The 23,309-nt window shown below is 38.8% G+C and carries 25 protein-coding genes, 1 other RNA gene and 1 other annotated feature; of the genes, 16 read left to right on the top strand and 10 right to left on the bottom strand.

The window, feature by feature from the left end:
• Positions 1-25: 25 nt before the first annotated feature.
• Positions 26-517, bottom strand: a complete 492-nt coding sequence (locus AC2INI_RS05230; RefSeq protein WP_486305494.1) for a type II secretion system protein — start codon at positions 515-517, stop codon at positions 26-28.
• 166 nt (positions 518-683) lie between these two features.
• An RNA gene (gene ffs, locus AC2INI_RS05235) (signal recognition particle sRNA small type) lies at positions 684-780 on the bottom strand.
• A 410-nt stretch (positions 781-1,190) separates the two neighbouring features.
• Between ffs and AC2INI_RS05240 the strand changes: the two genes are divergently transcribed.
• Complete coding sequence (locus AC2INI_RS05240) at positions 1,191-3,083, top strand: sensor domain-containing diguanylate cyclase (RefSeq protein ID WP_486305495.1); 1,893 nt, start codon at positions 1,191-1,193, stop codon at positions 3,081-3,083.
• Between the two features lie 14 nt (positions 3,084-3,097).
• Here AC2INI_RS05240 and rsmS read toward each other — a convergent pair whose 3' ends face one another.
• The 4 genes from rsmS to dinG all read right to left on the bottom strand — a co-directional run bounded on the left by rsmS (position 3,098) and on the right by dinG (position 6,819).
• The gene (gene rsmS / locus AC2INI_RS05245; RefSeq protein WP_486305695.1) at positions 3,098-3,259 is read right to left on the bottom strand and encodes a pleiotropic regulatory protein RsmS; all 162 of its coding nucleotides are present in this window, start codon (positions 3,257-3,259) and stop codon (positions 3,098-3,100) included.
• Positions 3,260-3,293: 34 nt separating this feature from the next.
• A complete protein-coding gene (locus AC2INI_RS05250) occupies positions 3,294-3,845 on the bottom strand; it encodes a primosomal replication protein (protein ID WP_122035328.1) in 552 nt (183 codons plus the stop codon).
• Between the two features lie 14 nt (positions 3,846-3,859).
• Complete coding sequence (locus AC2INI_RS05255) at positions 3,860-4,630, bottom strand: TSUP family transporter (RefSeq protein WP_486305496.1); 771 nt, start codon at positions 4,628-4,630, stop codon at positions 3,860-3,862.
• A gap of 104 nt (positions 4,631-4,734) precedes the next feature.
• Positions 4,735-6,819, bottom strand: a complete 2,085-nt coding sequence (gene dinG, locus AC2INI_RS05260; protein ID WP_486305497.1) for an ATP-dependent DNA helicase DinG — start codon at positions 6,817-6,819, stop codon at positions 4,735-4,737.
• A 527-nt stretch (positions 6,820-7,346) separates the two neighbouring features.
• Between dinG and AC2INI_RS05265 the strand changes: the two genes are divergently transcribed.
• The 15 genes from AC2INI_RS05265 (at position 7,347) to AC2INI_RS05335 (ending at position 21,209) form a co-directional block, all read left to right on the top strand.
• Entirely contained in the window at positions 7,347-8,294 is a 948-nt protein-coding gene (locus tag AC2INI_RS05265; protein ID WP_122035322.1) for a porin, read from the top strand.
• A gap of 77 nt (positions 8,295-8,371) precedes the next feature.
• Positions 8,372-8,992, top strand: coding sequence for a YccT family protein (locus AC2INI_RS05270; RefSeq protein ID WP_486305498.1), 621 nt, complete (start codon positions 8,372-8,374; stop codon positions 8,990-8,992).
• 479 nt (positions 8,993-9,471) lie between these two features.
• Positions 9,472-10,395, top strand: coding sequence for a porin (locus tag AC2INI_RS05275; RefSeq protein ID WP_486305499.1), 924 nt, complete (start codon positions 9,472-9,474; stop codon positions 10,393-10,395).
• Positions 10,396-10,479: 84 nt separating this feature from the next.
• Positions 10,480-11,091 carry a DUF2057 family protein gene (locus AC2INI_RS05280; RefSeq protein ID WP_486305500.1) on the top strand — a complete coding sequence of 204 codons (612 nt, stop codon included), beginning with the start codon at positions 10,480-10,482 and terminating at the stop codon, positions 11,089-11,091.
• A gap of 178 nt (positions 11,092-11,269) precedes the next feature.
• Positions 11,270-11,395 (top strand) — a sequence feature (His leader region).
• 72 nt (positions 11,396-11,467) lie between these two features.
• Positions 11,468-12,364: an ATP phosphoribosyltransferase gene (gene hisG / locus AC2INI_RS05285; protein ID WP_428194072.1), complete on the top strand. Its 897-nt coding sequence runs from the start codon at positions 11,468-11,470 to the stop codon at positions 12,362-12,364.
• A gap of 5 nt (positions 12,365-12,369) precedes the next feature.
• Positions 12,370-13,689 (top strand): histidinol dehydrogenase, encoded by a 1,320-nt coding sequence (hisD, locus tag AC2INI_RS05290; protein WP_486305501.1) that lies wholly within the window; start codon positions 12,370-12,372, stop codon positions 13,687-13,689.
• Positions 13,690-13,698: 9 nt separating this feature from the next.
• Positions 13,699-14,739: a histidinol-phosphate transaminase gene (hisC, locus tag AC2INI_RS05295; RefSeq protein ID WP_486305696.1), complete on the top strand. Its 1,041-nt coding sequence runs from the start codon at positions 13,699-13,701 to the stop codon at positions 14,737-14,739.
• Between the two features lie 66 nt (positions 14,740-14,805).
• The gene (hisB, locus tag AC2INI_RS05300) at positions 14,806-15,879 is read left to right on the top strand and encodes a bifunctional histidinol-phosphatase/imidazoleglycerol-phosphate dehydratase HisB (RefSeq protein WP_486305502.1); all 1,074 of its coding nucleotides are present in this window, start codon (positions 14,806-14,808) and stop codon (positions 15,877-15,879) included.
• 8 nt (positions 15,880-15,887) lie between these two features.
• Positions 15,888-16,502 carry an imidazole glycerol phosphate synthase subunit HisH gene (gene hisH, locus AC2INI_RS05305; protein ID WP_486305503.1) on the top strand — a complete coding sequence of 205 codons (615 nt, stop codon included), beginning with the start codon at positions 15,888-15,890 and terminating at the stop codon, positions 16,500-16,502.
• 186 nt (positions 16,503-16,688) lie between these two features.
• Complete coding sequence (hisA, locus tag AC2INI_RS05310; protein ID WP_122035305.1) at positions 16,689-17,426, top strand: 1-(5-phosphoribosyl)-5-[(5-phosphoribosylamino)methylideneamino]imidazole-4-carboxamide isomerase; 738 nt, start codon at positions 16,689-16,691, stop codon at positions 17,424-17,426.
• Complete coding sequence (gene hisF / locus AC2INI_RS05315; protein ID WP_122035303.1) at positions 17,408-18,181, top strand: imidazole glycerol phosphate synthase subunit HisF; 774 nt, start codon at positions 17,408-17,410, stop codon at positions 18,179-18,181. The genes hisA and hisF overlap by 19 nt, the downstream gene beginning before the upstream one ends.
• Complete coding sequence (hisIE, locus tag AC2INI_RS05320; protein ID WP_486305504.1) at positions 18,178-18,798, top strand: bifunctional phosphoribosyl-AMP cyclohydrolase/phosphoribosyl-ATP diphosphatase HisIE; 621 nt, start codon at positions 18,178-18,180, stop codon at positions 18,796-18,798. The genes hisF and hisIE overlap by 4 nt, the downstream gene beginning before the upstream one ends.
• Positions 18,799-18,945: 147 nt before the next feature.
• Positions 18,946-19,437 carry a type II secretion system protein gene (locus AC2INI_RS05325; protein WP_486305505.1) on the top strand — a complete coding sequence of 164 codons (492 nt, stop codon included), beginning with the start codon at positions 18,946-18,948 and terminating at the stop codon, positions 19,435-19,437.
• Between the two features lie 123 nt (positions 19,438-19,560).
• Positions 19,561-20,247 carry a TIGR01621 family pseudouridine synthase gene (locus tag AC2INI_RS05330; RefSeq protein WP_486305506.1) on the top strand — a complete coding sequence of 229 codons (687 nt, stop codon included), beginning with the start codon at positions 19,561-19,563 and terminating at the stop codon, positions 20,245-20,247.
• A complete protein-coding gene (locus tag AC2INI_RS05335; protein WP_486305507.1) occupies positions 20,244-21,209 on the top strand; it encodes a class I SAM-dependent methyltransferase in 966 nt (321 codons plus the stop codon). Before AC2INI_RS05330 ends, AC2INI_RS05335 begins: the two co-directional genes overlap by 4 nt.
• Before the next feature lie 83 nt (positions 21,210-21,292).
• On the opposite strand, the gene AC2INI_RS05340 is transcribed toward AC2INI_RS05335, so the two are convergent.
• The 4 genes from AC2INI_RS05340 to AC2INI_RS05355 all read right to left on the bottom strand — a co-directional run bounded on the left by AC2INI_RS05340 (position 21,293) and on the right by AC2INI_RS05355 (position 23,251).
• Complete coding sequence (locus AC2INI_RS05340; RefSeq protein WP_486305508.1) at positions 21,293-21,694, bottom strand: GspS/AspS pilotin family protein; 402 nt, start codon at positions 21,692-21,694, stop codon at positions 21,293-21,295.
• Positions 21,695-21,772: 78 nt separating this feature from the next.
• Positions 21,773-22,075 (bottom strand): YciI family protein, encoded by a 303-nt coding sequence (locus AC2INI_RS05345; RefSeq protein ID WP_486305509.1) that lies wholly within the window; start codon positions 22,073-22,075, stop codon positions 21,773-21,775.
• Positions 22,076-22,179: 104 nt separating this feature from the next.
• The gene (gene yciA, locus AC2INI_RS05350) at positions 22,180-22,527 is read right to left on the bottom strand and encodes an acyl-CoA thioester hydrolase YciA (RefSeq protein WP_254052654.1); all 348 of its coding nucleotides are present in this window, start codon (positions 22,525-22,527) and stop codon (positions 22,180-22,182) included.
• Positions 22,528-22,705: 178 nt separating this feature from the next.
• Complete coding sequence (locus tag AC2INI_RS05355; RefSeq protein WP_486305510.1) at positions 22,706-23,251, bottom strand: septation protein A; 546 nt, start codon at positions 23,249-23,251, stop codon at positions 22,706-22,708.
• Positions 23,252-23,309: the final 58 nt, after the last annotated feature.

A 23,309-nucleotide genomic window follows, 5' to 3' on the forward strand; every position in this document is an offset into this window, starting at 1 on the left:
TTATAAACATCATGCGTTTGTATAATTAACAGCCAGTATTAACAAACTCAAAAGTAGGTGGAGTATTTTCGTCTGCCGCTTCCGTATATTTGATATGGCACTCATCGCCACTGTATTTTTTACTTTTATGCATAAAGGTAATAAAAGGTTTACTCGTATCATTATGGAAATACCAGTCAGATGGAGTGGTGTCGTGATATTGCGAATCAATAAAAACCTGATTCATTAAGTGATTCCATGCTTTGGCTGCGTCTGCTTTTGGATATCCATAAACAATATGAATTTTATCACCTTCAATGGTGATAGCGGCACTCACTTGACTATCCATGCCAGCAAGAATTGTTTTAGGGTGAAGTTGATTTGCTGCACCTGTCATCTCTGCTTTTAGCCCTTGAAGAGCCGACATACGAGCATCGCGTTGCAGGTTAATAAACTTAGTTGCTGCTGTTACTGATAAAATGCCAAGGATGACAATAACAATAACCAATTCGATAAGAGTAAAACCTTTTTGCTTCATGGTGTGCTGTCCTTAAACTATGAAGCCATATTGTAAATATAGAATAGCCAACAGTAAAGTTATGATTTCTGGGATTGATCAATGATGAGAGTTAGAGCAAGAGATTGATTTTAAAAGTATTAGATAGCAAAACGCCGCTAATAAAAGCGGCGTTTTAAATAGGTGGAAGCCCCAGCCACATCCCGGCACACACGTCACTCGCTGCGGCTGCTTCCTTCCGGATCTGACCGAGTTCACAAGTTAGTGTTGCGAGAGGACCAGGGCCTCCATAGATTCTGTTGTTCCTGAGAACGAGAGGGATTATTGTACATACGTATTGATAATGCAAGAAGAAATCATAAAAAAGTAGTTAAGTGATTAATAAATAAGCGAATGGAAAGGTTGCCTTTGGTGATAGGTGAAGAATATATTCATCATTAGTGTTGTTGCTACAAGTAAGAGCATGATGAAATCTATAGAACAACCAGTTTAAATTACGATCTCTAATATTTTATTTTTATTATGGCGTTAAGAAAGATAACTAAGTATGTCATTTTTCTTGCGTCACATAAATGGCGTCAATAATAAATTAATTAAAATCAACATATTCATAATAACTATTAGAGCATGATCACTAATATTTTTTATTTATTTGATAGAATAACTAAAAAAGTTGGCTGTTTTGAACAATTGTATGATTTACAAACAAATTAAATATTTCATTATTACTATTTTATTGATAGGGATTACTCCTATCTTTTATTTATGGGGCCAATACAAGGCTGAGTTGAACGTAATTCAATTCGAAAGAGAAAGTGCAGCTAAACATCAGCTCAACTTTAGTCAAAAAGAGGTGTACTCTATTGCTTCAGAGTTGGGTACTTCTTTAAAGCTACTGTCGGATAATCGGGTATTATTAGAGTTTATACAGGATCCGTCATCAAAAAATAGATCATTGCTTGAATCCCTTTTAGCGCTTACTGCGACCAACTATTCTTACATTTCTCAGGTGCGCTTTATTAGCGTTGATGGAAAAGAGATTTCTCGTATAAATGAAGATAATGACAAACTTATCATTGTTCCAATAAATGAACTTCAAGATAAATCCAATCGAGATTATTTTATTTATGCACAGACGCTTAAGGCTGATGCGTTGGGTTTCTTTGGTATTGATTTGGAAGTAGAGCATGGAAAAGTTGTGATTCCGCTACAGCCATCCTTACGTATTTTCACCCCAGTTGAAATTGATAATGAACGTAAAGGGTATCTCTTTTTTAACTTAGATATATATGAAATTGTAGCTCAAGTCGAAGCATCATTAGAGACTGGCTATCAATTAGAGTTTATTAATGAAGAAGGGTATTACCTTGCATCTCAAGATAAACATAAAACACTAGGACACCTGATTTCAGAGCGAGACAGTTATAATATTCTTATAGAAACGCCCGAGTTATGGAATAAAATGAAAGCTCAAGATGTAGGGGAGTTTTTTGATAATCAATTCTTTTATTCATTTTCTAAGATCACGCTTGGTGGTCATTTTGATAGCAGTTCACTTTATTTAATTTTAAGAAGTGACAGCAGTTTAGAGGCGACAAACTTAGATCATAAACTGACGTTCATTATTTATGAAGGCATTCTAGCAATACTGTTTATTATTTTTATTTCAATTTTAATTGCTCGATATATAGCTAAGCACAGGACGACGAGTCTTGAAAGTCAGTTAGCGTTAGCTGCATTAAATGGAATGTCTGCGATTGTGATTACAGATAAAAATAATCGTATTATCAAAGTAAATGAAGAGTTTACTCGCTTAAGTGGTTGGAGAGAGGATGAAGTTCTTGGGCAACCTCCATCGATGTTTCAATCAGGAAATCACAAAAAAGACTTTTATTCAACAATGTGGAAGACCATTAAATCAGAAGGTTTATGGGAAGGCGAAGTTACCAATAAGCGAAAAGATGGCAGCTTATTAACTGAGATTTTACGTATTCAAGCGATTTGTAATAATGATGGGAAAATGGAATATTTTATTGCGTCATTTGTAGATATTACCGCAAGAAAAGAGTTAGAGAATCGCCTTAGAGATCTCAGTGAAAAGGATTCATTAACTCAATGCTGGAATCGCCGTAAGTTTGAACATGAGTTTTCAAATATTATTGGTAACGGTTCGTTCACCAAAGAAATGGGCCCTTCATGTTTAGCGATAGTAGACATTGACCATTTTAAACGTATTAATGATAAATATGGTCATGATGTTGGTGATAAAGTAATTACAGAAGTCGGTAGGATTTTAGGCTCTGAAAGCCGTCGCAGTGATTTTGTCGCCCGCATTGGTGGCGAAGAGTTTGCAATTATCTTACCTAATACGCAATTACAAGAAGCTGAAATTATTTTAAATAGATTGAGAGTGGCTGTTTATCTATATGACGATATTAAAGTGACCATCAGTGGTGGCGTGACTGATATCAGCAACAGCAGTGAAGCCAGTTATAAACGTGCCGATCTTGCGTTATACGAATCAAAAACGGCAGGACGAAATCAGATTTCTTGTTTTAGTTCAGACGAAATGGCCCAAATAGCCTAGCGAGAATATGAACTTTATTTGTTCTTATAATCATTAAGCACAATTTCTAACGCTTTAATTGCTGTTTCTTTTTTTACTTCGTTATTTTCTAGTAGATAAATCAAATCAACAGCAAGTTTAATTTCATCCGGAGCGTTATCTAAAGGACTAGGGTTGGCATTTTGTTCTACTTCAATGCTGGTTTCTATTTCTTGGTTATCAGTGTCATTGTTAGTCATGTTGCTCTCGATAAGTAATTTGTTGTTCTAAACGTTTCATCGCTTCTTTACAGCGCTGTAGGCGTTTTTCTGTTGTTAGCAGCGTTCTTTGTAATTCTTGTTGTTGTGAGAAAGAGTGGCAATTATTTACGGCGCTTTCTTGTTCTCGTACCATTTGACTTAGTCGGCGCTCCCACTCTTGATGTTGGGCTAAATCTTGGTACATATCACTAATTGGTTTTCTATAACTGCCTTTAGGTCGTGGTTCATTAGAACGAATACGCTGAGTTGCAACTTCACGCTGAATCGCTTCTATCTGGGAAACTAACATCTTTGTTAGATATTCTGCACGCTGAGCCGTGAGGATATTGGCCTTTTCCTCACGTTGAATAGAGGCGAGGGTTGATTTAGTTTCGTTAATGCAAGGAATAAGATATCGGCTTCGACAGCCAAAGAGTCTCTCATCAAAAAGAGGCAAGCGTTGTTCGCCTCGACGATGATCGATCTCTGCTGCTGTTTTACTTAATTGTTCAAGCATTATTTCAATGGAACTGAAGTTTGTCATATTACTCTCTCAATCTAGAACCATGCATCTAGCGCGAGTTTAGCCGCTAAAATACAAACAACAGTTACAAACACTGGACGAATAAATTTAGAACCAAATCGGATAGCAGAGTGTGCTCCAATAAAAGCACCAACCATTAAGCATACTCCCATGGTTAATCCAAGAGCCCAGTTAATATGACCAAGAGTGGCAAAAGTAACTAGTGAGGTGAAATTACTGGTGAAGTTCATCGCTTTTGCTAAGCCTGAAGCCAATAATATATTAAGACGGTACATCGCCATGCTACTTACTGTCCAAAACGCCCCAGTACCAGGACCAGCAACACCATCATAAAACCCAAGCGTTAACCCTTGAATAATTTGCTGTTTCTTTAGTTTAGGTGTTTTTTCTGGTAAATGATTTTGTTCAGAGGTCACACTTTTTGGCCAAATGGTATATAAAGCAGCACCTAGGATAATAAGAGGTAGCCCTTTTTCTAACCATTCGGTCGAAATGTAGTTAACTAATAAAGTTCCGAAAGTTGCACCAATAAGTGTTGATATAAAAGAGGCTTTCCAAAAGCTAGGATCGAATAACTTCTTTTTAAAATAGGTAAGTGCTGCGGTTGATGAGGCGAATGTCGCTGCTAATTTATTTGTCCCTAGAGCAATATGGGGTGGTAGTCCAATAGACAATAAAGCGGGTACAGTTAACATTCCGCCGCCGCCAGCAACAGCATCGATAAATCCAGCAATAAAAGCAACCAACCCTAAAACGATTAAGGTACTTGGTTCAAGAAATTCCATATAGGCTCTTAGTTATTATTAGTATAGGTAGAATCGCACTCTGAATGTGCGACAGTTAGTAGAAACAACATGTAAATATAATGCTTTTTAGCAAATAAGAACGTTTACTCTATCACTCTCTTGAAAGGAGGTAATGCATCTAAAAGCGCTTTGCCATACCGTTTAGTTATAACGCGGCGATCAAACAGCACAACTCTACCAGAATCTTCTTCTTTACGCAGTAATCGTCCAACAGATTGGATTAATTTTTTACTCGCTTCTGGAACGCTGATCTGCATAAATGGATTGCCACCTCGGCTTTCAATATATTCAGAATGCGCTTCTTCTACCGGTGAGGTCGGAACACCAAATGGGATCTTGGTGATGATTAAATTGGTTAATAGATTTCCGGGTAAATCCAAACCTTCTGAAAAGCTACCGGTGCCAAATAAAATGCTGATTTTATTAGCTTCACAAAGCTTCTTATGCTTTTTCAGGATCTCTTGACGAGACTCTTGTCCTTGAATTAATAAACTCCAGCCATGTTTCTTTGCTATTTTTTCAATGCCTTCTGCGACTTTATTCATTTGCCAATAAGAAGAGAACAGAACCAAGCTTGAGGTTTGATCAGCAAGATAAAAAGGTAACTCTTCGATTAACAGGTCAGTAAAGCCGGGTGCTGATGGCTCCATTGGTAGTTTTGGAATAACCAATTGTGCATTTTCTTGATAATTAAACGGAGAAGCCAAAGAGAGAAAACGAACGCCATCCTCAGGTTTCTCTGATATACCTGCTTGTCTACAGAAGAATGAGTAACTATTTAGGGCACGCATGGTTGCAGACACAATGACAGCACCAGCAGCACGACTCCAAAGATTTTGATCTAACTGCCAGCCTACTTCGAGTGGAGAGACATTAATGACAACGTCACTTTCTCTGTCTTTGCTTTTTTCTAGCCAACGAGCGAGTGGGGCCCCTTTATCGCTGTTTGGTTTTGCCATTAAGAACCAGACTTGCGCTAAGTTTTCTAATCGTTGCAGATAGAAGCCTGTTTCTGCCAATACGGGCTCGGCCATTCTTGGAGCGAGTTCGCCGTCCTTCATTCGTTCAGAGATTAAATCACTGATTTTAGCTAAGGCTTGATTAGCTTTAGTTGAGAGATCTTTTAAATCTTTAGCTTGATCGGCAAGCCAAGTCGGGATTTCACCATGCTCAAAACGGTAAATACCATCGTCATTAAATAACGTTGGGTCAAATTGCTTACTTAGTTGATTTAAAGAGGGGATAAGCTCTTGTAGATTCTCGTGGAGTGTATTTTGAAAGCGATTCACACGTTTTTGATCGGCAAGATTACAGAATTTACTGACCGATTTGTTTAACGATTCCAACCAAGAAGCGGTTCCTTTTAAACTTGCTGCTGCAGAAGAGTGCTCACGCGCCACATTAGGTAAGTGATGTGCTTCATCGAATATATAGATGGTTTGCTCAGGTTCAGAGAGAACCACGCCACCACCTAAATCAATATCAGCCATAACAAGGCTATGATTTGCGATTACCACATCGGCTTTGTCCAGATGTTCACGCGCTTTTTGGAATGGGCAGTCACGGTGCATTGGTAATCCGTTATGACAGCTGTATTTATCTGAGATAATAGTTTGCCATATAGAAGACGGAATGGTTGTTGGCCAGCTATCGCTATCTCCATCCCATTTCCCTTCAGAAAGCGCTTTATGCATTCTTCTCAAAAGTTCTAAATCTTTCTTTTTAGGTTTTTCTGTAAACAAAGCGGCTTGTTTATCTTCTTCGTGATTGGTTTCTACTAAAAGTGCAAGTTTATGGCTACAACAATAACGTTGCCTTCCTTTTGCAATAATAAAAGAGAAAGGAAGTGGTGAAATTCGACGATAAAAAGGCAAGTCTTTATGACCCAGTTGCTCTTGCAGCGCGACTGTTGCCGTAGAAATAATCACTTTCTTATTATTCAGTTTGGCAAAAGGAATAACACTTAGTAGATAAGCTAAGGATTTTCCAATGCCTGTACCTGCTTCTGCCACAATCATGCGATGCGTATCACTGTATTCACCCGCAAGTGATTTAGCGATTTCTGCTACTAAATAGTTCTGTGCACGGCGAGGTATAAAGCCTGGCAATTGATCTTGTAGTGTTTTATAGCTTTCGCGAATGCAATCAGTAACCGCTTTGTTCAGCATGATGAGCTCTAGTGAAGATAAAAAACCATTGTAGCACGCGCTATCTAATGTGATCTCCTGCAAAGAATAGATTCTTATGTATTTAAATCGAGATATACGTCACGAAAATAAGATGAACCAATATAAAAGACCTAAATGTTAATTTTTAGAACGAGTGAAACCTAGTTTATTTCAAAAATTAAGGTTAATTATGCTGGCGTGAGTGTTTAAAGGTGTTTTTTTTAGTGCTTTATTCTTTTGTGTCGAGAAATAAATATTTACATTAGGTTTCATTTTGATGTGTGCGGCGAGTCGAAAAAGAACATTAAATTAGATAACTTCATGTATTTAAAGGGTTTATGTTTTTTTATGTATATTTTAGTTGACCGTTGACATGTGGGCCAAGATTTTGCAAAGTAGCTCTCGAATTCAGAAGTACTGATTAATCACACAGTTAGATGTGTTGGTCGATACGGAATAAAAATACATAAATACATGGAACCGGAAATCGGATTTCCAAATCTTTTAAGAAAAGGCAGTGGATTATTATGAAAAAGACTCTAGTAGCATTATCAGTATTAGCGGCATCAGCTGGTTCAGCACAAGCATTTGAAATTTATAACCAAGATGGCGTAACAGTAAATATGGGTGGCGACATTGAAGTTGTGTACCTACAAAAAACTGAAAAAGATCACGATTTCCAACAAGAAATTCAAGATGCTGATGTTAAATTTGATGTGCGTTATGCAATGAATGATGATCTACAGTTCGGTGGTTTCTTCGAGCTACAAGATACAGGCATGAACGAAGGTGATGCATATGTAGCACTTTACTCTGATACTATTGGTTCTATTAAAGTTGGTCGTACTTGTACTGCTCTTGATGATGCGGGTATTGGTTCGGATTACCAATTTGGTATTACTACATTCTTCAATGGTGCTGATATGTACTGTGGTGATGAAGTTGTTCGTTGGGATCTTGATAAAGAAAACTTTTATGCAACAGTTGCTTTTGCTCAAGATAAGAATGGTTCAACGTATGTAAGTGAAGATGGTACTTATTTTGATGCTCGTGTTGGTTACCGTGTGGCGTCTTTTGACTTTACTCTTCTTGGTGGTACTGGTGAAGCAGAAGATAAATCAGGTACTCCAGCTGTTATCACAGGTACACATGATGAAACACTTCTAGGTGCTGAAGCGCGTTTTAATGGTGTTGAAAACTTAGGCTTAGCAGCTGCGGTTTATACTTTAGATAATGAAACTATTAAGACTACTACATTTGGTCTTGCTGCTACTTACCAACTTGATGTTGTTGCTTTAGCCGCTGGTTATAGCTTATCTTCTGATGATGTTGATGCAAATGATGATATTAATACTTGGTATGTAAATGCGGGTTACCCAATTGCTCCAAACACAACAGCATATGTTGAGGTTGGTGGTAATGATGTTACTGATAGCCAAACAGGTTTCGCAATGGGTGTTAAAGCTGCATTCTAATCTTAGTTAATTAAGATATACTTGAAACCACCCTTATAGGGTGGTTTTTTTTTAGGGATGAAATATTTGGAGTTAATATGAAATTTAAATTAGGACTTTTAAGCTTAATGCTTGCGTCTTCAACTCAGGCTGCAACATTGACTCCTAAAAAAGGGGTAGAGATCTTATTTGTTAATGGCATTAAAACAGAAGAAAAACGAGATACGATAGAAGTTGATGCAATTAATACGCAGTTAGTACTTCGTTATAGTCAAAAAGTAGGGAATGGAAATTCAGCTAAAATTTTTGATTCGGCACCATTTATATTATCACTCGATATCCCTGAATCAGATTTAGTTATTAAAGGTCCAAAAGTTCATAGTTATGAGCAAGGGAAAAAGAAATTTAAGACTCAGCCTGCATGGGAAATTATTAACTCTAATGATGATGAAATTCCGTATCAACAAGAGAAGCTGAAACCTGAAGATGGTTTTATGCCATATTACGATCTTGAAACTATGTTGAAAAAACACAATCAAGAAAATGGACTTGTTTTTGGTTCTGCAGCAACGTTATCTGCGAGTGCATTAACTGTAGAAAACTACAATAGTACCGCAGATAATAAGGTTTCTAACCTTGAGCAACTTCAAGCTTGGTACACTAAAGCCTCAAAGGAAGAGCGTAAGGCCTTCCAAAAGTGGATCATAGATCACAATTAATTTTTAGCCTTTCTTACAAAATCTGTATTGTCATTCTGAAAATTGGAAAATATTTACTCAGAATGACAATTATTTTTAGACCACATTTCCTCTCAATTTCTATTTATAAACATTAATGGCACTCGCTGGTCAAATCGCGGCCATTTAGAACTATTTATGTTTTTACTTCTTTTTTATCTGTGGTTTAGCGCTAATGCCCCTCTTCTTACTGTTGTGCGTATTTACCTAAATTTATATTTTGCAGCTTGATCTGTGTCACAAATTTAAATGTATTACTCTAAGCCTCTGTATTTGATGTCTTTATTATTTTTTACTTTCCTTGACTTTGCGCGTTGACACGATGAGAAATCTTTAGCAAAGTAGCGTCCAGAAACAGAGACGCTAACAAGTCGCACATTAGATGCAACTGTAGCGCTCTTAAAATAAGGGAACCGGAAATCGGATTTCCAATCTTTCTAAGAAAAGGCAGTGGACTTATTATGAAAAAGACTCTTTTAGCGCTATCTGTATTTGCAGCAGCTACTTCAGCTCAAGCATTTGAATTATACAACCAAGACGGTGTAACTGTAGGCATGGGTGGCGACATCGAAGTTGTTTACATGCAAGGTCTAGAAAAAGATAGCGAATTCCAACAAGAAATCCAAGATGCAGACGTTAACTTTGATGTTCGTTACGCAATGAATGATAGTGTTCAATTTGGTGCATTTTTCCAAATCGAAGATACAGGCCAGAACGTAGGTGATACATACGTAGCTTTATACACAGAAACTATGGGTTCTATTAAAGTTGGTAAATTATGTACATCTCTTGATGATGCAGGTATCGGTGCCGATTACCAATATGGTATCACTACATTCTTTAAAGGCGCGAGCGATGGTAATTTCTGTGTACCAGAAGCAGTTCGTTACGATATCGACACTGGTAGCTTCTACGCAACAGTAGCAATGGCTCAAGATAAAGCAGACACTAATGCTGCGATTGGTACGAATTCTGTTTTCATCGATACTCGTATGGGTTACCGTGTAGCTGATTTTGATTTCACCGTTCTTGGTGGAACAACAGAAACTGATGCTAAAGAGACTGAAACATTGTTAGGTGCAGAAGTACGTTTTGCAGGTATTGAAAATCTAAACCTAGCAGCTGCTTACTACTCAATGGATTTCGACAACGAAACTTCTGATACAGTAGCTCTTGCTGCTGAATACCAATTAGATGTTGTTGCTCTAGCAGCAGGTTACAGCTTCTCATCTTCAGATGTTAAAACTACTGAAGATTTAAATACTTGGTATGTAAATGCTGGTTACCCGATTGCACCAAACACAACTGCTTATGTTGAAGTTGGTGGCAACGATGAGAAAGACAGCAATACAGGTCTTGCTATCGGTGTTAAAGCTGAATTCTAATCTTAATTAGTTAAGATATAATGAAACCACTCTATTTTGTAGGGTGGTTTTTTTTTAGATGAACAAATAGAAAGGTCTATAGAAATGAAAATAAAAATGATAATTGCGAGTATTTTTTTTGTATCGTCAGTACAGGCAGCAACATTAATTCCAGCAACGGGTGTTGAGATTCTATTTGTTAATGGCGTTAAAAATGAGGAAAAGCGAGAGGCTGTTAATGTAGATGCTTCAAAAGTACAATTACTATTAAGATATAATAAACAAGTTGGCTCAGGTAATAGTAAAAAGGTATTTGATTCAGCCCCTTATATTATGGGTCTAGACATGGAAGAATCTAATCTTACCATTACAGCGCCTAAAGTTTACAGTTATGAACAAGCAAAACTAGAGTTTAAAAACACACCTAAGTGGATAATTACTGATTCAAAAGGTACTGCTGTTTCTTATACGCAAATTAAATTGCCACCAGAAGAAGGTTTTATGCCTTATTATGATCTGGAGACAATGCTAACAAAGTACAATAAAGCTCAAAATGTATCTTTTACAGCAAGTGAAGGTAGTTTAAATCAAATTAATTCTACAAATCCTAGAGATGGCCAAACCATACCGAGTTTAGAGCAATTAAAAAAAGATTACTTACTCATAAATAAAACAGATCGTAAAGCTTTCCAGAAATGGATTATTGATCAAGACTAGATTTAATCACGTCGATTGATCTGTACAAGCAGTATTTTAACAGAATCTAACTTTCTTTAAAAAATATGATCTTTTTTGTTGAAATAAAACCACAGTTTGATAATGTGTTTACAAGGTTAAAAACAAAATCAATTTGTTACTAAAGGTTTATAATTATGCGTATTCAAGGTCTGAACATTCATCATCACCATCATCCTGAGTAGTCTTTCGGGAGGATATGCATATCCGGAAGGCAATTAGAATTTCCTTCCGATGAATACAATTTCAAACCCTCGGAAGGTAAAACTTCTGAGGGTTTTTTCGTTTTATGACCAAATAATTGAGCAATTGATAGTTAACAACAAATTTAGAATTACATTTTTACAAGGAAGAAATTATGTCAGCACAACGTTTACGCATCGCGATTCAAAAGAAAGGCCGTTTATCTAAAGAGTGCCAAGAGTTATTTAAGCGCTGCGGCATGAAATTTAATATCTCGGGTGAGCGCCTAGTGGTTCATTCTGAAAACATGCCAATTGATTTATTGTTAGTTCGTGATGACGATATTCCAAGTCTAATCATGGATGGCGTGGTTGATTTAGGTGTGATTGGTGAAAATGAATTAGAAGAAGTACGTCTAGAGCGTAAAGCGCTTGGTGAGCCTTCAGCATTTACTACTCTACGTCGTTTAGATTTTGGTGGCTGTCGTCTATCTATCGCTATTGATAAAGATGAAACGTACAACGGCCCACAAGATCTTGCAGGTAAACGTATTGCAACGACTTACCCACAACTGCTTAAAAGCTTTATGGACGAGCAAGGTATTCCATTTTCTACCTGTATTCTAAACGGTTCTGTTGAAGTCGCTCCACGTGCAGGCCTTTCTGATGCAATTGCCGATTTAGTATCAACAGGCGCAACGCTTGAAGCAAATGGCTTAAAAGAAGCTGAAGTGATTTTCCGCTCTAAAGCAACGCTAATTCAACGTGAAGGCGAGTTCGATGCAGATAAAGCAGCACTAATTGAAAAACTACTGACACGCATGCAAGGCTGTATTCAAGCCAAAGAATCTAAATACATCATGCTACACGCGCCAACAGATAAGCTAGAAGCGATTAAATCACTACTGCCGGGAGCAGAAGATCCAACGGTACTTCCTCTATCAAGTGATGGTGCAAAAGTAGCGGTTCACCTAGTAAGTACTGAAAATCTATTCTGGGAAACAATGGAACAGCTAAAAGCACTGGGTGCGAGCTCTATTCTTGTTCTTCCAATTGAGAAGATGATGGAGTAACCATTATGAAAACCCTAGTTTGGCAATCACTTAGTGACTCACAGCAAGATACTGTCTTACAACGTCCTGCTATTACCGAAGGTGCAAATATTACCGCTGCGGTAACTAGCGTGATTAATACCGTAAAGCAAGACGGCGATGCTGGTGTGTTAGCGTTGACTGAAAAGTTTGATGGTGTGAAACCTGAATCAATTCGAGTTTCTAATTCTGAGATTGAAGCGGCAAGTGAACGTTTATCTGAAGAGATGAAAGCGGCGCTACAACAAGCGTACAGTAATATCTCAAAGTTTCACAAAGCACAAAAACCACAGCCGTTAAAAGTGGAGACGCAACCGGGTGTGGTGTGTGAACAAATCACGATGCCGATCAACAAAGTTGGTTTGTATATTCCAGGTGGCAGTGCACCATTGCCTTCAACGGTATTAATGTTAGGTATTCCTGCTCAAATCGCTGGTTGTCATAAAGTGGTTCTATGTTCACCACCACCAATTGCAGATGAAATTTTATACGTTGCAAAACTATGTAAAATTGATGAAGTGTATAACATTGGTGGCGCTCAAGCGGTTGCGGCTATGGCTTACGGCACAAAATCAGTGTCTAAAGTCGATAAGATCTTTGGCCCTGGTAATGCGTACGTAACGGAAGCAAAGCGCCAAGTATCTAATGATTTCCGTGGTGCGGCGATCGACATGCCTGCTGGCCCATCTGAAGTGTTAGTTATTGCTGATGAAACGGCAGATCCAGACTTTATTGCTGCGGATCTTTTAAGCCAAGCAGAGCATGGTCCTGATTCACAAGTGGTTCTTGTTACTCCATCTCCGATCATCGCTGATCAAGTGGCTGATGCAGTAGAGAAACAGCTAAAAGAGCTGACTCGTGCTGACATTGCACGCCAAGCGCTAGGTTCAAGTTTATTGATTATTGCAGAGTCTCTAACTCAGTGTGTTTCAATATCAAACTTTTATGGCCCTGAGCACTTAATTGTTCAAACCAAAAATCCACGTGAATTACTGCCGCTTCTTGATAATGCAGGTTCAATCTTTTTAGGGGATTACTCACCAGAATCAGCAGGGGATTACGCTTCTGGCACCAATCATGTACTACCAACCTATGGTTATACAAAAACTTACTCAAGCTTAGGTTTGGCTGATTTTTCTAAACGAATGACAGTACAAGAACTCACTGCGGATGGTTTAAAAGGATTAGCGCCTACAGTGGTAACAATGGCGGATGCAGAAGGACTTGATGCACACAAACGAGCGGTTACAATCAGAATTGAAAAAGTAGCTAAGTTAGAAGCTAATCAGCTAGATACGAAACAATAGGAATTCATGATGGAAAAGTTAGCCAGAAAACAAGTGCAAGCATTAACGCCTTATCTCTCAGCCCGTCGCATTGGCGGCACAGGGGATGTGTGGTTAAACGCCAATGAATCTCCATTTGATAATGAATACAAATTCAATTTTGCACGCCTTAACCGTTACAGTGAATGTCAGCCACCAGAGTTGCTCAATGCTTATGCCGCTTATGCAAAAGTAAAACCAGAGCAAGTGCTAACGTCACGCGGTGCTGATGAAGGTATTGAGTTATTAGTTCGTGCGTTCTGTGAGCCAAATGAAGACGCAATTCTATATTGTCCACCAACTTATGGTATGTACTCAATCAGCGCAGAAACCATTGGTGTAGAGACTAAAACGGTTCCACTTACTTCTGATTGGCAGCTAGATCTTCCTGCAATAGAAGCAAGCTTAGAAAACGTCAAAGTTGTGTTTGTGTGCAGTCCAAATAACCCAACAGGCAACATCGTTAATCGTAAAGACATTCTTTCATTGCTTGAGATGACAAAAGATCGTGCCATTGTCGTAATGGATGAAGCTTATATCGATTTTTGTATGGAGAAGTCTACGGTCGATTTACTGGCTGATTATCCACACCTCGCTATTTTGCGTACGTTGTCAAAAGCCTTTGCATTGGCTGGCTTACGTTGTGGTTTTACATTAGCAAATGAAGAACTGATTAATGTATTACTTAAAGTGATTGCGCCGTATCCAGTGCCAGTTCCTGTGGCTGAAATTGCGACTCAAGCCTTATCAGAAGCTGGGTTAGCTCGCATGAAATACCAAATGCTTGATTTAAGTGCTAACCGTGCTTATTTACACGCAGGGTTAATGGTATTGAATGGTGTCACTGTTCATGAGGGTTGGGGTAACTATTTATTAGTTCAGTTCTCTGATGGCGATGCAATATTTAAAGCAGCGTGGGATCACGGCATTATTTTACGTAATTCACCAATTAAAGATTGTGTGCGTATTAGTGTGGGTAACCGCGAAGAGTGTGAGAAAACACTTGGATTTATTCGTAATCAATTAATGTAATTTTATCCCCAAGCTTAGGAATAAGGCTTGGGGGTTATCAAGAATAAAAATTAAAAGGACGTTCCTGTGAGCAAACAACAAAAGATTTTATTTATCGACCGCGATGGCACCTTAATTGTTGAGCCACCTGTCGATTTTCAAGTAGACCGTTTAGATAAGCTAAAATTTGAACCTTTGGTTATCCCATCTCTACTTTCTCTACAAGACGCTGGTTATCGTTTAGTGATGGTGACGAACCAAGATGGTTTAGGAACAGATAGCTACCCACAAGATGAGTTCGATGCGCCACACAATATGATGATGGAGTTTTTTGAATCTCAAGGTGTGAAGTTTGACGATGTTCTGATCTGTCCTCACTTTGAAGAAGACAACTGCTCATGCCGTAAACCTAAACTGGGTATGGTTAAAGAGTATCTTCAAGGCGGAAAAGTCGATTTTCAACACTCGGTAGTCATTGGTGATCGCCAAACGGATCTTCAACTGGCTGAGAACATGGCGATCCGTGGTATTCAATATAACCCTGAGACAATGAACTGGCCTGCGATCTTAAAAGATCTGACCGTAAATGCACGTACTGCAGAAGTGATCCGCACAACTAAAGAAACGGACATTAAAGTGTTTGTGAATTTGGATGAGCAGGGTGGAAATGAGATCACTACGGGTCTTGGTTTCTTTGATCACATGCTTGATCAAATTGCTACGCACGGCGGATTCCAAATGAAGATCAATGTCGAGGGCGACTTACACATTGATGATCACCACACCATTGAAGATACGGCTCTTGCACTAGGCGAAGCGTTAAAAGTAGCTTTGGGTGATAAACGCGGTATTGGTCGTTTTGGTTTTAGCTTACCAATGGATGAGTGTTTAGCGCAGTGTGCACTGGATTTATCTGGCCGTCCATATCTGAAATTTGATGCGGAATTTAGCCGTGATCAAGTAGGTGATTTATCCACAGAAATGGTGGTTCACTTTTTCCGCTCATTAACAGATACCCTTGCTTGTACATTACACCTTTCTTCTGCCGGTCATAATGATCACCACATTATTGAAAGCCTATTTAAAGCGTTTGGTCGTACATTACGCCAAACGATTAAAGTTGAAGGTAATGAACTGCCAAGCTCAAAAGGCGTATTGTAGGAGTGACTATGACAAAGCAAAATGTCGTTATTATTGATACAGGCTGCTCTAACGTATCGTCAGTGAGATTTGCGATTGAGCGTTTGGGTTATGACGTTACGATAAGCCGAGATCCTCAAGTGGTTCTGGCTGCAGATAAGCTGTTTTTACCGGGCGTTGGCACAGCAAGCGAAGCGATGAAGAACTTAGCTGAACGTGATCTTATTGAGTTGGTTAAGCAAGTTGAAAAACCGCTATTGGGTATCTGTTTAGGTATGCAACTTTTGGGTAAGCTTTCTGAAGAGAAAGGCCAAAAAGCAGATCAAATTGTGGATTGTTTAGGCTTATGTGACGGTGAAGTTCGTAAGCTTCAAACGGGTGATTTACCACTGCCTCACATGGGGTGGAACACTATTAAACCCGTTGAAGGTCATCCGCTGTTTAAAGATATTCCAGAGAACAGTTACTTTTACTTCGTACACAGCTTTGGCATGCAAGTGGGTGATTATACGATTGCCTCTTGTGAATATGGACAATCCTTTACCGCTGCACTACAAGCGGGTAATTACTACGGTGTTCAGTTTCACCCAGAGCGCTCAAGTAAAGTGGGTTCAAAGCTTATTCAGAACTTTTTGGAGCTATAAAAGGCAGGGTTCAGATCGGTCGCAAGCTCCCTCAAAGGGTTCAGGGGTGGGTAGGGGTTAATCCTAATATCACAACAACTACCCTGAAACCTGCAAGCGAAGCGCCCTGAATCCTAAATCTTTTAGTAGCGATAGAGTTAAAAAAGAAATAGGACTCTCCACGAGTGAGAGCTAAAAGGAATTAGAATGATCATTCCAGCATTAGATTTAATTGAAGGCCAAGTAGTTCGCCTATTTCAAGGCGACTACGGGCAAGTAACAGAATACAAAGTTGATCCGGCTGAACAGTTCAATTTGTATCACCAAGCAGGCGCTAATTGGCTGCACCTTGTTGATTTAACTGGCGCAAAAGACACAACAGCGCGTCAATTGGGTTTGATCGCACGTTTGTTAGCAAGTACCCCAGCCAATATCCAAATTGGTGGTGGCGTACGTAATGAAGCAGACGTTCAAGATTTATTAAACGCCGGTGCACAACGTGTGGTTGTGGGTTCTACCGCGGTAAAGCAGCCAGAATTAGTTAAAGGTTGGATGGAAAAATACGGCGCAGAAAAAATCGTATTGGCGCTAGATATTAACATTGATGAAAACGGCACACGTAATGTAGCTATTTCAGGCTGGCAAGAAGATTCTGGTGTGACTATTGAAGCGCTGCTTGAAGATTATCTAACGGTTGGTCTTAAGCACGTATTATGTACTGATATTTCACGCGATGGCACGTTGCAAGGCTCGAATGTAGAACTCTACGTAGACCTATGTAAACAGTACCCACAAGTGCAATTTCAATCATCAGGTGGTATAGGGTCACTGGATGATATCGCCGCGCTGAAAGGCTCTGGTGTTGCTGGTGTCATTGTGGGTCGAGCACTGCTTGATGGCAAGTTCACCGCAGAGGAGGCATTCCAATGTTGGCAAAGCGAATAGTTCCTTGTCTTGATGTTAAAGATGGACAAGTGGTCAAAGGCGTTCAATTCCGTAATCATGAAATCATTGGTGATATCGTTCCGTTAGCACAGCGTTACGCTGAAGAGGGGGCCGATGAATTGGTATTTTATGACATTACCGCATCAAGTGATGGCCGCGTAGTAGACAAAAGCTGGGTCGCACGCGTCGCTGAGGTGATTGATATTCCATTCTGTGTGGCAGGTGGAATTAAAACTGCAGAAGATGCTGCGAAGATTTTAGAATTTGGTGCTGACAAAGTATCAATTAACTCTCCTGCATTAGCGAACCCAGAACTTATCACAGAACTTGCCGATAAATTTGGTGTTCAGTGCATCGTCGTGGGTATTGATTCTTACTTTGATAAAGATACGGGTAAATACCAAGTTTATCAATTTACTGGTGATGAAGAGCGTACCAAAGCAACCAAATGGGAAACCAAAGATTGGGTGCAAGAAGTTCAAAAACGTGGAGCAGGCGAAATCGTATTAAACATGATGAACCAAGATGGCGTTCGTAATGGTTACGATTTAGAACAATTAAAAATGGTACGAGAAGTGTGCCATGTTCCATTAATTGCGTCAGGTGGTGCTGGTGAAATGGTTCACTTTGCGGATGCTTATAAAAAAACCAATGTTGATGGTGCGTTAGCAGCGTCAGTATTTCACAAACAAATCATCAATATTGGTGAATTGAAAGAATATTTAGCCGAACAGGATGTAGAGGTACGCCGATGAGCCAACAAGAATTAGCAACACGAATTGATTGGGAAAAAGTGGATGGTTTAGTACCTGCTATTATTCAAGATTTTGGTTCAAGCCAAGTATTGATGATGGGGTACATGAACCAAGAAGCCTTGGCGAAAACGCTAGAGACAGAAAAAGTGACGTTTTTCTCTCGTACTAAAAATCGTTTATGGACCAAAGGTGAAGAGTCGGGGAACAGTTTAAATCTGGTGAATATTTCTCTAGATTGCGATAACGATACTCTGCTTATTAAAGTAAACCCTGTTGGTCCAACGTGCCATACAGGAGCAACTACCTGTTGGGATAGCGATAAAACTGAAGAAACGCAATTGGTGTGGCTTCATCAGTTGGAACAACTACTTGCCGAGCGTAAGAATGCTGATCCTGACTCATCTTATACAGCAAGTCTCTATGCCCGTGGCACCAAACGTATTTCGCAGAAAGTTGGTGAAGAAGGCGTTGAAGTCGCGCTTGCAGCGACGTCGGGTGACAAGGCGGAGTTAGTGTGTGAATCAGCAGATTTAATGTATCACTTGTTTGTTCTGCTTCAAGATCAAGGCCTATCGTTCGATGATGTTATTAATAAACTGAAAGAACGTCATAAGTGAAAATATAATTCAAAGTAATGAAATGCTGGCAAATATGTCAGCATTTTTTTTATTTTAAGAATATATATAAAATGAGACATCGTTCATTTGTAAAATTAGTTTTTAACCTGTAAGTGTACGTAAATTTATAATTAGTCAGAGACGGGTATGCAAAAAAAATCTGGTTTTACATTAATTGAATTAGTCGTTGTCATTGTTATATTAGGCATTCTTGCCGTTGTTGCTGCACCTAAGTTTTTAAATCTACAGAATGATGCAAAAGCTGCAGCGATTAATGGATTAAAAGGTGAGATGGAAGGGGCGATAAGTCTTACATATTCTAAAGCTGCCATATTAGGTATTGAGAAAGAAAATTCAGCTATTCAGGATGGAATTACTTATTCTTACGGATACCCAGTTTACGATCAGTGGACTAAGTATATGGAAATTGATTATGAGCCGTATACCGTGGATAAAGAATGGACTGGTGGTTCAATAAATGATAACGATGGTGTTGCTGAGTATATTTCATTATCTAGGATTGTAGGTACTTATGACCAAATGGATTCAGTAAAAAAGACAAATTGTTATGTTAAGTATGTTGAGGCTAAATCTGTTGATGAACCTTATCAGCTATCGACGGTAACAACAGGCTGCTAGCTCTTCATTCGTTATTTACGATGTTAAGTGAGAGTTCTTAAGGTTTTAATGATAAATATCTATAGGCTCTCGCATAATCCCTTCGCTTCGGTATATACTCTGCGCTCAATTTTAGGAGCGCCAATGTTCGATATCCTTTATCAAAATTCAGATTTTCTTGTTATAAATAAGCACCCAAACATCAGTGTTCATAAAGACGATGGTGAAACCTCATTATTGATTGAGTTAGCTAAAGTTACTGGTGATAAGCAGCTTTATTTAATTCATCGTTTAGACAAGATGACGTCAGGGCTATTGCTGATTGGTCGTAATCAGTCTGCTGCAAGTGAATTATCACAATTGTTCGCAAAGCGTTTGGTTGAAAAATATTACCTCGCTATTGGTGATAAAAAGCCTAAGAAAAAACAAGGTCTGGTTATTGGCGATATGGAACGTTCACGTAGAGCGTCATGGAAGCTGATCAACAGTAAAGACAACCCTGCAATTACTCAGTTTTTCTCAACGGCTGCACATAATAGCAATCGTCTATTTTTATGTAAGCCTCATACTGGTAAAACTCATCAAATTCGAGTCGCATTAAAGAGTGTCGGTTCGGGGATTTTGGGTGATTCAATTTATAGCTCATCTAAAGCAGATCGCGGTTATCTTCATGCATATGCTTTACGCTTTACTTATCAAGAGCAAGCGTTTGAATTTGTTGAAACACCAAAGCAAGGTGAAGAGTGGCAAGATGACACTATTCAAGCAGGATTAGCGCAGTGGCAAACTCCGTGGACATTAACTTGGCCAGAGATTAAGAAGAAATCATGAAGATAGAAGCATTAGATACGTTATTTACTCACTTAGAAGCACAGCTAGTAACCCCACAGAATGAGCTTCGTCGTTTATTTCATGGCCGTGGTCAGTGCTTTGAAGGCTTAGAACAGCTCACTGTTGATTGGCTTCAAGGTCAGGGTTCTCAAAGTCAGAGCTCTCAAGGTCAACTAGTGGTGGCGTTATTTAAAGAGCAAGAGCCTACTTTTGTTGAAGCTTTAGAATCAAAGCTGAACGCATTTGCTGGATCTGATACATGGAAAAATGCTAAAGGCCAAGCCATTTTATTGCAACATCGTTATCAAGAGTTAGCACCAACTCAAGTCGTGTGGGGCAGTGAAGAGACTTTCCCTGTTGCTGTAGAAAATGGTTTGAAATATCAGCTAGAGCTTAAAAAGAACCAGAACATGGGGCTATTTTTAGATATGCGCTATGGTCGAAAATGGGTTCAAGCACACAGTGAAGGCAAATCAGTGTTAAACCTGTTTGCATATACGTGTGGCTTTTCTGTTGCTGCAATTGCGGGTGGCGCGACTCAAGTGGTTAATTTAGATATGGCGAAAGGGCCGTTGAGTCGTGGTCGTGATAATCATCGTTTAAATGATCATGATCTGTCTAAAGTTAAGTTCTTAGGTCATGATATTTTTAAATCGTGGGGTAAGATTAAGAAGTTAGGTTTGTATGATCTGATCATTATTGATCCACCTAGTTTCCAAAAAGGCAGCTTTGCACTGACCAAAGATTACCAAAAGATCTTACGTCGTTTACCAAGTTTATTGAGTGAAACGGGTGAAGTGTTAGCTTGTGTGAATTCGCCAGCGGTATCTACTGATTTCTTAATTGATGGTATGGCTGAAGAAGCGCCAGAGCTGAAGTTTGTAGAGCGTTTAGATAACCCGCCAGAGTTTGCAGATATTAATCCTGAAAGCGGCTTAAAAGTGATGCGTTTTACGCGTTAGTTTGCAAGGTAGCAGTATAGATTTAGAAAAGCCCTCTCATTATGATTAGTGAGAGGGCTTTTATTATTTATCGGTATTGAACTCTATTTTTCTTCGTTCATCTGTTCACGATCTAAACAAGATTGTTCTGTGACTAAGATATCGTTTTGTTTTTGACCGCGAGAATTACGAATCAAATAACGATAAGAAACGCCTTTTTCTAGTACAGGGCGGATTTCTTTATCATTACAGTAGGTGGCGATACTGTTTTCAATAATTTGATTAGTACTCATTTCACCAGAGCCACCATCTAAAAATACCATTTCAACCACACCTTGTTTCTCTTTTACTTGAATTAAGGTGAGTGGCCCCATTTCTAGAGGGACGGTACTTGAAAGAATACTGGCGCGATAATCAGCCAACATTTCTATTTCTTGTTGTTGTTCGTTAGAGGCACAACCTGAAAGCAGGATTGCGCTTAACGCGATAAGAATGATTTTTTTCATTAGGTTTCTTTTTAATAAAATTGCTTTTAGTAAATGGCTTTAGTAATTAGCTTTTAGCGTAATAAAGGCTATTAGTTGTTAAGCAGGAAGCACTGTTTTAAATGGTTTTACGATGACATTCGCATAAACCCCAGCATCAATATATGGGTCGTTATTTGCCCATTCTTTGGCTGCATCTAGTGAATCAAATTCTGCAATCACGGTGGAACCAGTAAAGCCTGCTTCACCAGGGTTTTCTGAATCGATTGCTGGCATTGGACCTGCTACTAATAAACGACCTTCATTTTGTAGTAGAGTAAGGCGCTCTAGATGTTTATCACGAACACTTAAGCGACGTTCTAAACTGTTTTCAACATCTTGAGAAAAGATTACATACCACATAGTTGAGTCCTTTTATTCTGTATCATCATTGATATAACCATCATAAAAAAAGCTCCGGCTATAAACCAGAGCTTTTTACTAATTAATCAGAAAAATTCTAATAACTACGCAGTTTTAGGGATTGGACGCGGTTTTCCTTTCGCATCAATCGCAACATAGTTAAATGTGGCGTCACATACCATAAAGCGGTCACCAATACCGTGCTCTTTAATTGGCTTAACCCACACCTCAAGATTAATCGACATTGAAGTACGGCCAATTTTTACACATTCGCCATAGCAACAAACAACATCACCTACTTTTACTGGCTTTTTAAAAGTAATACTAGAAACAGACACTGTAACAATACGACCACCAGAAATTTCTTTGGCTAAAATACCACCAGCTAAATCCAGTTGTGACATGATCCATCCGCCAAAGATATCACCATTGGCATTGGTGTCTGCTGGCATTGAAAGAGTACGTAGAAGGAGTTGGCCTTTAGGCGCTTGTCCAAGAGATGATGGAGTTGTCAAATTGATTTCCAATACAACTAAAATGAAATTATGCAGAGTTTATCATAAAAAAACAGATATAAAAAAGCCGTGCGATAAAGCAGCACGGCTTATGTCTTTTTGTTTGAGTTTTTAGTTACTCTTGCTCTTCTTTTTTCTCTTTTGGCATGTGTTTGTAAACGTACATACCAGTAAGTAGTGTATATAAGAAGGTTAATCCAAGTAAGCCGAAGACCTTAAAGTTAACCCATACATCTAATGGCATTTCGAATGCTACGTATAAGTTGGCAATTGCACATACGGTGAAAAATAAGATCCAAGCGTAGTTGATCTTGTTCCACTGAGGGTCAGTAAGCGTCACTTCTTTGCCTAGCATACCTTTGATTACAGGCTTGCCAATGATCTGAGAAACCAGTAAACCAGCAGCAAAAACACAATATACAATCGTTACTTTCCATTTAATGAAGTTATCATCATGTAAGAAGATCGTCATACCACCGAAGACGGTTACCATAAGGAAGGTGATTAGCTGCATTTTTTCAACTTTCTTATAAAGAACGTAAGTCAAAACAAGTTGAACAGCTGTTGCTATGATAAGTGCGCCTGTTGCGGTGTAAATATCGTACATTTTGTACAGGGTAAAAAAGATAATCAGTGGGATAAAATCTAAAATCTGTTTCATATTTATAGGTTGAGCCAATAATTAATTATGTAGCGAGTGTATCTAAAATTTAGAGGGG

The organism is Aliivibrio friggae (assembly GCF_057368515.1).

What these genes read in the sequence shown, in the direction of transcription:
- AC2INI_RS05230 (WP_486305494.1), bottom strand. Translation starts at nt 517, where the DNA reads ATGAAGCAAAAAGGTTTTACTCTTATCGAATTGGTTATTGTTATTGTC.
- AC2INI_RS05240 (WP_486305495.1), top strand. Translation starts at nt 1,191, where the DNA reads ATGATTTACAAACAAATTAAATATTTCATTATTACTATTTTATTGATA.
- AC2INI_RS05250 (WP_122035328.1), bottom strand. Translation starts at nt 3,845, where the DNA reads ATGACAAACTTCAGTTCCATTGAAATAATGCTTGAACAATTAAGTAAA.
- AC2INI_RS05255 (WP_486305496.1), bottom strand. Translation starts at nt 4,630, where the DNA reads ATGGAATTTCTTGAACCAAGTACCTTAATCGTTTTAGGGTTGGTTGCT.
- dinG (WP_486305497.1), bottom strand. Translation starts at nt 6,819, where the DNA reads ATGCTGAACAAAGCGGTTACTGATTGCATTCGCGAAAGCTATAAAACA.
- AC2INI_RS05265 (WP_122035322.1), top strand. Translation starts at nt 7,347, where the DNA reads ATGAAAAAGACTCTAGTAGCATTATCAGTATTAGCGGCATCAGCTGGT.
- AC2INI_RS05270 (WP_486305498.1), top strand. Translation starts at nt 8,372, where the DNA reads ATGAAATTTAAATTAGGACTTTTAAGCTTAATGCTTGCGTCTTCAACT.
- AC2INI_RS05275 (WP_486305499.1), top strand. Translation starts at nt 9,472, where the DNA reads ATGAAAAAGACTCTTTTAGCGCTATCTGTATTTGCAGCAGCTACTTCA.
- AC2INI_RS05280 (WP_486305500.1), top strand. Translation starts at nt 10,480, where the DNA reads ATGAAAATAAAAATGATAATTGCGAGTATTTTTTTTGTATCGTCAGTA.
- hisG (WP_428194072.1), top strand. Translation starts at nt 11,468, where the DNA reads ATGTCAGCACAACGTTTACGCATCGCGATTCAAAAGAAAGGCCGTTTA.
- hisD (WP_486305501.1), top strand. Translation starts at nt 12,370, where the DNA reads ATGAAAACCCTAGTTTGGCAATCACTTAGTGACTCACAGCAAGATACT.
- hisC (WP_486305696.1), top strand. Translation starts at nt 13,699, where the DNA reads ATGGAAAAGTTAGCCAGAAAACAAGTGCAAGCATTAACGCCTTATCTC.
- hisH (WP_486305503.1), top strand. Translation starts at nt 15,888, where the DNA reads ATGACAAAGCAAAATGTCGTTATTATTGATACAGGCTGCTCTAACGTA.
- hisA (WP_122035305.1), top strand. Translation starts at nt 16,689, where the DNA reads ATGATCATTCCAGCATTAGATTTAATTGAAGGCCAAGTAGTTCGCCTA.
- hisF (WP_122035303.1), top strand. Translation starts at nt 17,408, where the DNA reads ATGTTGGCAAAGCGAATAGTTCCTTGTCTTGATGTTAAAGATGGACAA.
- hisIE (WP_486305504.1), top strand. Translation starts at nt 18,178, where the DNA reads ATGAGCCAACAAGAATTAGCAACACGAATTGATTGGGAAAAAGTGGAT.
- AC2INI_RS05325 (WP_486305505.1), top strand. Translation starts at nt 18,946, where the DNA reads ATGCAAAAAAAATCTGGTTTTACATTAATTGAATTAGTCGTTGTCATT.
- AC2INI_RS05330 (WP_486305506.1), top strand. Translation starts at nt 19,561, where the DNA reads ATGTTCGATATCCTTTATCAAAATTCAGATTTTCTTGTTATAAATAAG.
- AC2INI_RS05335 (WP_486305507.1), top strand. Translation starts at nt 20,244, where the DNA reads ATGAAGATAGAAGCATTAGATACGTTATTTACTCACTTAGAAGCACAG.
- AC2INI_RS05340 (WP_486305508.1), bottom strand. Translation starts at nt 21,694, where the DNA reads ATGAAAAAAATCATTCTTATCGCGTTAAGCGCAATCCTGCTTTCAGGT.
- AC2INI_RS05345 (WP_486305509.1), bottom strand. Translation starts at nt 22,075, where the DNA reads ATGTGGTATGTAATCTTTTCTCAAGATGTTGAAAACAGTTTAGAACGT.
- yciA (WP_254052654.1), bottom strand. Translation starts at nt 22,527, where the DNA reads ATGCCAGCAGACACCAATGCCAATGGTGATATCTTTGGCGGATGGATC.
- AC2INI_RS05355 (WP_486305510.1), bottom strand. Translation starts at nt 23,251, where the DNA reads ATGAAACAGATTTTAGATTTTATCCCACTGATTATCTTTTTTACCCTG.